We start from the raw sequence: 10075 nt of genomic DNA, 5'->3' as shown, positions 1-10075 counted from the left end.
ATCATCAGCTGCAAATTTACAGCAAATAATTTTATTCAAGAATAGTAGTAGGTACGCTACATAATAAATAAGTTAGCAATCTGTAAATAGCTATTATATGATAAAACGGTTACACATGAACAATAAAATAAACCTATGTAAAGTTTTAATTCTTTACATAGATTCGTTAATTATATTTATAAATTCTCGCTTCTTATTAATTAATTTTTACCGAGAAAAACTATATGCTTACTTTAAAATAATTTGATTTTAGTCTAACTCATTGCTAACAAAAGCATTCTTTTCAACGTCAACTAATCCTTTATCTGTAATCTTTAGCTTTGGAATTACTGCTAATGGCATGAAACTCAAAGTCATTACTGGGTTAACATTATCTGGTACACCTAATTCTTCATGAACAGCTTCATCAAGTGCGTCTTGTTGCGCAATCATTTTCTCAGCTGGTAAATTGCACATCAATCCTGCAATCTTCAATTCCATACGTGAAATAACTTTCTCATCTTTAACTACGACTGCCCCACCTTCTTGCTTAATGAGTTCGTTAACAGCCATGAAGATATCATCATCGTTAGTTCCAGTAGCAATAATATTATGTGAATCATGTCCAATAGAAATTGCGATCGCTCCAGCTTTAATACCATATCCACTTAATAGGTTCACATTTACATTTCCAGTGTTCTGGTGACGTTCAACAACAACAATCTTTGTTACATCTTCTTGATCGTTGTATACAAAGTTACCATCGCCATCACGTTTTACTGTCACATGTTCTTCAGTTGTCAAAACTTCACCTGGTACTACTCCGATTGCACGAACTTTGTCACTATTTAAATGTAGTTGAAGTTTTTCGCGTGTAAAGTCCTTAACATGCATAGAAGATGCAACACTATCAATTGGATAGTAGTTAACTTCACCTAAATATTTATTTCCTTGACTTAACTTTTCACCTAAAATATAAGTTTCTTTAACAGCAAAGTCTTCTAAACTTTCAAAAACGACCATATCTGCACGACGACCAGGTGCAATTGCTCCTCTATCATTCAAGCCACAGTATTCAGCTGGATTTAATGTAGCCATTTGAATAGCAGTAATTGGATTCAAGCCTTCATCAATACATATTCTAATACTATTATCCAAGTGTCCTTTATTAATCGCTGTTTTTGCCTGTACATCATCGCCTGATAGCAAGCAACGACGTGAATTAGCAGTATTAACAATTGGCAATAGCTTACGTAAATCTTGTGTAACTGAACCTTCACGTAATAAAAGATACATTCCACGTGCTAAACGTTCTTCAGCTTCCTCTAAAGTCGAACATTCATGGTCGTTAGCTGGGCCAGCAGCAATATATGCATTTAAGTCTTTTCCTACTACTTGAGGAGCATGCCCGTCAATTCGAGCACCATACTTTTTAGCCATAAGAATTTCATCAATCATCTTATCTTCAGCATTAATAACTCCTGGGAAATTCATTAGTTCTGCTAAGCCATCAACTTCACCTGTCTTTAGTGCATCTTCCATATCATCAGCATATAAATCTGCACCTGAAGTTTCAAAATTAGTTGCTGGAACACATGGTGGCATCATGTAGCGAATATCCATCTTTGCGTTCTTTGCAGCATTTACCATATAATCTAAACCTTTTAATCCGGCAACGTTTACGATTTCATGAGGATCAGCCAAGATGGTTGTCGTTCCTCTTGGAATAAAAACTCGACTAAATTCTTCTGGAGAAACATAGGATGACTCGATATGAATATGAGCTTCAATGAAACCTGGTGCAACATACTTACCTGTGTAATTACGTTCTTCTACACCTTGATAGCTTTCACCAATTCCGGCGATGTATCCGTCAGAAATAGCAATATCTCCTGTTAAAATTTTAGCTTGAAAAACATCTACAATCTTTGCGTTCTTTAAAACTAAATCAGCTTTTTTACGACCTGCAGCGACATCTATCAATTTAATAAGTTTTTGCTTTTCCAAAATTTATAACACCCATTTCTATAATTCGTATTTTAACTGTATATCCTCTTGAAATATTATTATTTGAGATTATACTACACAAAAACCGAACTAACAAGGGTGATTTTCGTTTTTAAAAACTATCTTTTTCTTGATACATTTCTGCAAATTCTTGGAGCTGATACATATCCACTAGATCATATGGATAATCTTCTTGTTCGCTATACTTCTTTATCATTTCATAGTCGTACTTTGTCTTACTTTCGTGTTCAGGATCATAGATTAACATCGCCTGATCCGTATGATCTAACATAAAGTTTTGATAATTTTTAAGTTGCATCGGACTCTTATATTTTTCCTTACTAACTTCTCCTACAAAATCTGCCAGCGAACAACGTATTGAAAAACTTTCCTGATTAGCTTCATTCCAATTTCCAGCAAACTTACTATAAGGCATCATGATAGCTAATTTAAGCTCTGGATACTCTTTTTTCATTTCTGCTACTACTTCACAAGTCCACTGTTCAATTCCCATCTGTGCTCCAGTGATAACCCATTCTAAACCTTCATCAAGTTTTTCAAGGAGTTTCTTTTGTAATGCATATTTGATTACTTCTACCTTTTTATCTTTTGAATCGAAAACTCCCAACTCATAGCTCCTATAACCTGTTACCCATAAATTCATATTTTCACCTCACAACTAATTATTTTATCAGTTCAAATATACTCTACAATATAGTTATTTACATTATATGACTAGCAGTTAGTTTTAAACAATTTCGAATTTTAGCAAATAAATGTGTTGACAAATGTTTTTGCATGCATTAACCTAAGTTATAAATTAAAGGTCTCTAATAATTCTAATGGAACCCAGTAGTTAGATACTCCCCGGCTAAGAGAGTTAACGGTAGCTGCAAGTTAAACCATAGTATTCTAATGAATTACAACCATCAAAATTAGAATTGCGTTTGCTTACGATACAGCAATTGAGGTGCAAATTGTTTGCATAAATACTGGGTGGTACCACGAGAATTTCGTCCCACGGCTGATTAGTCAGTCGTGGGACTTTTTGTTTAAAAGGAGTGATGATGTATGGATTATTATTATCAATATTTTTTCAGTGACGATTAATATTTTATTATAAGAAATGGAGAATTTATTATGAAGAAATTAATTAAGAAAAGTGAACCTATTTTAGGTTTAGGGGAAAGTATTATTGTTTTAGCTATTATTCTAGGAATTTTAGGTTTCCTAATTATTGGACAACATCAAGAACCACAAGCACCATTATTAATCGCTTTTGTTGTTTTAATGGTTTACGGTCGCTTACGTGGATTTACTTGGGACACGATCATTGACGGTATGCGTACTGGTTTACGTACTGGAGTTGATCCACTTGTAATTTTCTTAACAATTGGGGTTTTAATTGCTACTTGGATCTTTTCAGGAACCATTCCTACTGTTATGTTCTGGGGATTTAAAATTATTTCTATTCAATTTTTCCTCCCTACTGTCTTCTTAGTTTGTACCTTGGTCGGAATTGCTTGTGGTAGTTCATTTACCAGTGTTTCTACTATGGGAATTGCCTTTATCGGTATTGGTACAACTTTACACTTTAGTCCTGGTCTAACAGCTGGTGCAATTGTTTCTGGCGCATTCTGTGGTTCTAACATTTCACCATTGTCTGGAACAACCAACTTAGCTGCTAGCACCGGAGAAATTGACATCTACACTCATATCAAATCGCTTCTTTGGACTGATTTACCAGCTTGGTTTATCTCATTAATATTCTTCACACTTATGGGATTACATCCAAAACCAGCTAGCTTACACGCTATTAATGTTATGCTTGATCAATTACAAAATAACTTCTGGATCTCACCATGGACTATGTTACCTGTTATCTTGTTGATCATCCTAGCTATCTTTAAAGTTCCTGCAATTCCTTCATTAGGACTAGGTGCTTTATCTGCTGTTATTCTAGGCTGGATTCATAATCCAAATATCTCCATTAATTCTATTACTGAATTGATCATGAATGGATTCGTTGCTCATACACCTAACAAAAATATCAACCTTCTTCTTTCAAAAGGTGGTATTAGTAGTATGCTTACTTCACTTGCATTAATTATTTTTGCTTTAGCTTTAGGTGGACTTTTAATCAAATTCAACATCATCGGTGTGATTATCACTAAGATTGAAGAATCTGTCAAAGGTATCGTTGGTTTAACTATTTCTGCTGCTTTAACTTGTATCGGTGTTAACCTTTTAGTTGGTGAACATTACCTTGCAATCATTTTACCAGGCGAATCCTTTAAAGAAGCTTTTGATCACCACAATTTACCTAGAACAGCTCTTACTCGTGTCCTCAATGATGCCGGTGCTGCAATTAATGCTGTCGTTCCTTGGAGTGTTAGTGGTGTATTTATCGCCGGCACCCTACGCGTTAATCCACTAGACTTTATTCCATTTGCAATCTTCCCATTCTTAGTTACAGTTCTTTGCATCTTAGCGGGATTTGTAAATGTTGTAAAGAAAAAAGCTTAATAAATATTATTCATGAGATAGGTCTTATAATGGGCCTATCTTTTTTACATTTATAGTAATAAATATCTCTCTATGTTAAACGTTTGTTACAACTAAGTTACACATAATTATTTTGCTAATACATGGCGGGCTTGGTATAATTAGTTGGATAGGAGCGTGATGAATTAATGGTTTTCCATTATCCGAATGGTCGTGCTTACGACTATCATAAAAATGAAAATCATCCTAGTTTAGTTAATAAGGTAAATCATCGCAGCATCAATCACAATCGTTCTAAGACAATTTATGGAAATCGTGGGATGTCACTTGAAGAAGAAATCAATGAAAGTAATCAATATTATTTGAGTCAAGGGATTGCTGTCATTCATAAGAAACCGATACCAATCCAAATCGTTAGTGTTGATTATCCTAAGAGAAGCGCCGCTGTTATTAAAGAAGCCTACTTTAAGCAAGCTTCGACAACAGACTACAACGGTGTTTATAAGGGTAAATATCTCGACTTTGAAGCTAAAGAAACAACTAATATTTCCTCTTTTCCTTTACGCAACTTTCATGCACATCAGGTTGAACACATGAGAGCCTGCCAGAAGCAAGGAGGAATTTGTTTTACTATTGTTAAGTTTACTAAGACTGACGAGTTATTTATCTTACCTGCTGATTTACTTTTTAAGTACTGGGATGAACAAGATAAGTCACGTAAATCAATTCCTAAAGCAGAAATTGAACAGCTTGGATATAAATTGAATTACTCAATTTCTCCAAGAATTCCCTTCTTGAAGGGGGTAGACTTATTAATTGCTAATTCATAATTCATTAAACTTTATTAAAGGAGATAAAAATGGATAGTAATGAAAATTCTAGACTTTCTCGTGTGGCAAAACGTCGCGAAGAAGAAAGTCGAAATAACCCTCGCAAGCCTAATAAAAATAGTGGCTTAGTCAAAAAGATTATTTTAGGCGCTTTAACAGCACTTTTGGCACTTTTTGTTATTGGAGCTACGGTATTTTTCGTTTATGCTAAAAATGCCCCTGAGCTTTCAGAAAACAAACTTACAAGTGCCGGTAATTCCGTTATCTACGACGCTAATGGTGATAAGATAACTTCACTTGGAAATGAGAATCGTACTTACATAAAGACGGAAGACATTCCTCAACAATTGAAGGATGCTGTTGTTTCCATTGAAGATAGACGTTTCTATAAGCATCACGGTGTTGATCCTGTTCGTATCGTGTCTGCTGCCCTTTCAAACGTCACTGGTTCTTCCGCCGGTCTACAAGGTGGTAGTACTTTAGATCAACAGTTAATCAAGCTTTCTTTCTTCTCAACTAAGAAGTCAGATCAAACGCTCAAGCGTAAGTCACAAGAAGCTTGGTTAGCGATGCAATTGGACAAAGAATATTCCAAGGAACAAATTTTGACTTTCTACGTTAACAAAGTTTTCATGGGATATGGCACTTATGGTATGGAAACTGCAGCCAAGTATTATTATGGTAAATCATTAAAGAATCTTGATTTAGCACAAACTGCAATGATTGCAGGTATTCCTAACGCTCCTTCTACTTACAATCCATATTCGAGTCCTAAATTAGCTACTCAACGTCGTAATGATGTTTTAGATGCAATGGTAGCTAATAAAAAGATCTCACAAGCTCAAGCTAATGAAGCTAAGCAAGAGGATGTAACAGATGGTCTTGTCCAAACACATGAACAAGAAAGCACAACTTCACAAAAAGCAAAAATTTCTGACTCCTATCTAAAAGAAGTAATTGCTGAAGCTAAGGAAAAAGGCTATGATCCTTATTCTGGAAACTTAAAGATTTACACCAATTTAGATATGGATGCACAAAAGAAACTTTATAACATCGTTAATACTGACTACTATGTAGCCTTCCCTAACGATACTATGCAAGTTGCGACAACAGTTGTTGATCCTAATAATGGTAAAGTTATTGCTCAGATTGGTGGACGTAAGACTGGCGATGTAACTTATGGTTTAAACCGTGCTGTTCAAACTGACCGCTCTAGTGGTTCGACAGCTAAGCCTGTTATGGATTACGCACCAGCAATTGAATATCTAGATTGGGCTACTTACCACGCTTTGAAGGATACCAAGTTCTACTATCCTGGAACATCAACTCAATTATATGACTTTGATAATCGCTACAAAGGTACAATTACCATGCGTCAAGCTTTGATTGAATCTCGAAACGTTCCTGCGATTAGAGCTCTACAAGCAGTTGGTATGACTAAAGCTAAGTCATTCTTGAGTAATCTTGGTTATGATACTAAAGGCTTGTCCTTACAAAATGGTATTGGACTTCCAGCATCAACATTACAAAATGCGGCTGCTTATGCTGCTTTTGCTAACGGTGGTACTTACTATGAACCAACTTATATTGATAAGATTGAAACTGCAGACGGTCAAGTAAATGACTACTCTAGCTCTGGTAAACGTGTAATGCAATCCTCAACTGCTTACATGATTACTGATATGTTGAAACAAGTTATCACTTCTTCTAATGGTTCTGGTACTGCAGCTAATATTTCTGGTTTATACCAAGCTGGTAAAACTGGTACAACTGCTTATCCATCTGATGTCAGTGGTCAATTCCCATCTGATGCAGCTATGGATTCTTGGTTTGATGGATATACTAAACATTATTCCATTTCTGTCTGGGTTGGATATGATCACCAGTATGAACCTGGTAATTATGTTCCGAATAACTCCAAGCTGGCACAACAGATTTATAAAGTGTTGATGACTTACCTATCCCAAGGAGTTTCAAATATCGACTGGACTAAACCAAGTAATGTTTACTCTAGAACAATTAATGGCCAACGTGAACTTTACCTAGCTGGTTCAGCTGCTCCTACAATCACTGGTAAAGGAAGTTCTTCAGGAATCAATGAATCTTCATCTAGTTCCTCAAGTTCTTCTAGTGATAAAGAATCTTCTGGCAGCACTTCTTCTAGCGATGAAAAGTCTTCTGGTAGTGATTCTAACAGTAATGCTAGCGAAAGCAGTACTTCTACTGCAAGCAGTACACCAGCTAATAGTAGTGCAACAACTACTACAGGTGGTAATAACAATACACAAAACAACAACACTCCAGCAACACCAGCTGGAAATAATGGCGGTAACCAAGCCGGACATTAGTTAATAATAAAAACAGGATTTGAAATCTGATTTTCCAGTTTCAAATCCTGTTTTTTTATGCTCTAGGATGAGCACGATTATAAATATCCGTCAATTGCTTATTTGAAAGATGCGTATAAATCTGTGTTGTTGAAATATCTGCATGCCCTAATAACTCTTGAACAATTCTTAAATCTGCCCCATTTTCTAAAATATGAGTCGCAAATGAATGACGCAAGGTATGTGGTGTTATATTTTTTTGAATTCCAGCTTTTCTTACTTCTGCCTTCAAATTTTTCCATACACCCTGACGCGTTAAGTTATTCCCATGAAAGTTCAAAAACAAGTAATTACTACGCTTTTGCTTCAATAATTTAGGTCGAGCTTCTTCTAAATAACGATTAACCCATTTAATTGCCTCATCACCTACTGGAACAATTCGTTCTTTATGCCCCTTACCTAACGTTTGAAGTGTCCCCATTGTTAAATGCAAATCTTCAAGTTTTAAGTTGATAATTTCACTGATTCGTAGACCAGTCGCATACATCAATTCCAACATCGCCCGATCCCTTAAACCTAAAACCTGACCCGTATTAGGTGAATGCAATAACTTTTCAACTTCTTCTTTAGTTAGCACTTGGGGTAAATGTTGTTTCTTCTTTGGTGTATCAATTAACAACATTGGGTCTTTTTCAATAATTTTTTCTTGCGCTAAATACTGAAAAAACTTTCTTAAACTGCTAACACTACGTAAAATACTGGAATTAGCTTTATTGTTATTCTTCTCAGCTTGCATATAGTTGACGATAACCTCTTTATTCACTTGCTTAAAAGATGGAATTTCATTTTCCCTTAAATACTCTAAAAACAATTTGAGATCAATTCCATAACTATTAATCGTATTCTCTGATAAGCCACGCTCAACTTTTAAATAATGCAAATAGTCCATTAAAATATTATTAATCGCTATTCACCTCTAATTTTTATTTAAAATCAAAAATCCATCTGCTTGTTTAACTAGACCTGCTTTCATTAAATGACCAACTGCACGTTTAAATTGACCTTTACTAATACCGAAGTAGGCCTTGATTTCGTCTGGCGATGATTTGTCTGTAAATGGTAATTGCTTAGCCGATGTGTGTTGTAAGGCCATCAATATCATTTGTGAATCATCGCTAATTGCTTCATATGCTCGTGGACGTGTAGAGAGGTTCAATGTACCATCATCCTTTACTCCAATTACACGGGCTTTAACAACTTCACCTAAACGTGGTTCAACTTCTCGTTCAGATGGATGAATAAAGCCTAAGTAGTAGTCATCTGTTATTACAAAAGTTCCTACTAATTTCAAACGATAGACTGTAGCTGTTACATTCTTGTTTTGCATGTTCTTCTTGGCCATTCCACTGATAGTTTGAAACATTTCAGGGGTAGCCAATTTACCCCACATTCTATCTTTAGCATCAATTGCTAGTCCAATCATCAATTTATCACCTTTTTGTGGCCATAATTGTGGTAACTCTGGTAAATCATCAATTGATACTACGATATCTTTATTAGGTAAACCTATATCAACAAATACACCTAAGTCCTTACGGCTGCTAACGACTGTTCCCCAAGCATACCTACCAACTTGAACTTTAGGAACCTTTTTAGTCAACTGTAATTGATGATTATCATTGATATAAGCAAAACCTTTCAATGATGAATTAATTTTAGGTGCTTTTAAAAGCTCATCACGTGCCATTCTAAAAGTTAAACCTTCTACTTGTGCAAAGATATATTTATCATTAAAATCTGTTACCTTCGCAATAATTTCTCTACCTAAGATATTTTTTAACATTTTTTCCTCCATAATTAGCTAAAACTCAAATTCAGCAGTGTAACTAAATAATATGTAATTCCGGCTGCAATAACTGGCCCAGCTGCTACACCCTTTAAAAATACTACTCCAATGATTGTTCCAATTACTAAAGCTACTGTTACCTGTGGAGTTGATGATAGCAAGTTAACTCCGTGTTTGGATAAAATTGCTACTAAAATTCCACAAATAACTGCAATCCAACCAGCTGGAGTTTTCATTGCGTTAATTAAGTCTTTAAATTGAATTTGTCCAGTAGCGATTGGAATTAGAATTGCAACTGAAATAACTGTTACACCCCAGTTAATACCTTTCGCTTGAATAACTGGAAATAATTTTTGCGATAAAAATGGGAATAGTTTAATTACCATTACTACTGCTCCGGCAATTAATAGCGAGGAATTCTTTCCCAGATACGCAATCAATAAAATTAGCCCTAGAAATATCCAACTTTCCAAAATATAATCACTCCGAATCTATTAGTACAACCTAGTTTACCATAAATATAAGTTTAATTATAGTTAAGGTCTATTTCCAAGTAAAAAAGTCGCTAGACAAATGCCTAA

Annotated in this window: 8 protein-coding genes; 3 read left to right on the top strand and 5 right to left on the bottom strand. The window is 35.1% G+C overall.

Features of this window, described 5'->3' with window-relative positions:
- Positions 1-249: 249 nt before the first annotated feature.
- Together ade and FC55_RS04305 are read right to left on the bottom strand one after the other, a co-directional pair.
- Complete coding sequence (ade, locus tag FC55_RS04310) at positions 250-1986, bottom strand: adenine deaminase (protein WP_003700294.1); 1737 nt, start codon at positions 1984-1986, stop codon at positions 250-252.
- Between the two features lie 112 nt (positions 1987-2098).
- Positions 2099-2650 carry an SLOG family protein gene (locus FC55_RS04305; protein WP_003700296.1) on the bottom strand — a complete coding sequence of 184 codons (552 nt, stop codon included), beginning with the start codon at positions 2648-2650 and terminating at the stop codon, positions 2099-2101.
- A gap of 476 nt (positions 2651-3126) precedes the next feature.
- Between FC55_RS04305 and nhaC the strand changes: the two genes are divergently transcribed.
- From nhaC to FC55_RS04290, 3 genes are all read left to right on the top strand, one after another.
- Positions 3127-4512, top strand: coding sequence for a Na+/H+ antiporter NhaC (nhaC, locus tag FC55_RS04300; RefSeq protein WP_003700297.1), 1386 nt, complete (start codon positions 3127-3129; stop codon positions 4510-4512).
- A 167-nt stretch (positions 4513-4679) separates the two neighbouring features.
- Positions 4680-5321, top strand: coding sequence for a Holliday junction resolvase RecU (recU, locus tag FC55_RS04295; RefSeq protein WP_003700298.1), 642 nt, complete (start codon positions 4680-4682; stop codon positions 5319-5321).
- Between the two features lie 29 nt (positions 5322-5350).
- The gene (locus FC55_RS04290; protein WP_003700299.1) at positions 5351-7669 is read left to right on the top strand and encodes a transglycosylase domain-containing protein; all 2319 of its coding nucleotides are present in this window, start codon (positions 5351-5353) and stop codon (positions 7667-7669) included.
- A 55-nt stretch (positions 7670-7724) separates the two neighbouring features.
- On the opposite strand, the gene xerD is transcribed toward FC55_RS04290, so the two are convergent.
- From xerD to FC55_RS04275, 3 genes are read right to left on the bottom strand one after another with little or no spacing between them, the layout of a single operon-like run.
- Positions 7725-8597, bottom strand: a complete 873-nt coding sequence (gene xerD, locus FC55_RS04285) for a site-specific tyrosine recombinase XerD (RefSeq protein ID WP_003700300.1) — start codon at positions 8595-8597, stop codon at positions 7725-7727.
- 27 nt (positions 8598-8624) lie between these two features.
- Complete coding sequence (locus FC55_RS04280) at positions 8625-9491, bottom strand: CvfB family protein (protein ID WP_035149798.1); 867 nt, start codon at positions 9489-9491, stop codon at positions 8625-8627.
- 14 nt (positions 9492-9505) lie between these two features.
- Positions 9506-9967, bottom strand: a complete 462-nt coding sequence (locus FC55_RS04275) for a DUF441 domain-containing protein (RefSeq protein WP_003700305.1) — start codon at positions 9965-9967, stop codon at positions 9506-9508.
- Between the last annotated feature and the right edge of the window lie 108 nt (positions 9968-10075).

The organism is Ligilactobacillus salivarius DSM 20555 = ATCC 11741, assembly GCF_001435955.1.
Classification (GTDB): domain Bacteria; phylum Bacillota; class Bacilli; order Lactobacillales; family Lactobacillaceae; genus Ligilactobacillus; species Ligilactobacillus salivarius.
The sequence above is the reverse complement of the archived record's forward strand: the minus strand, read 5'-3'. Positions and strand labels throughout refer to the sequence as shown.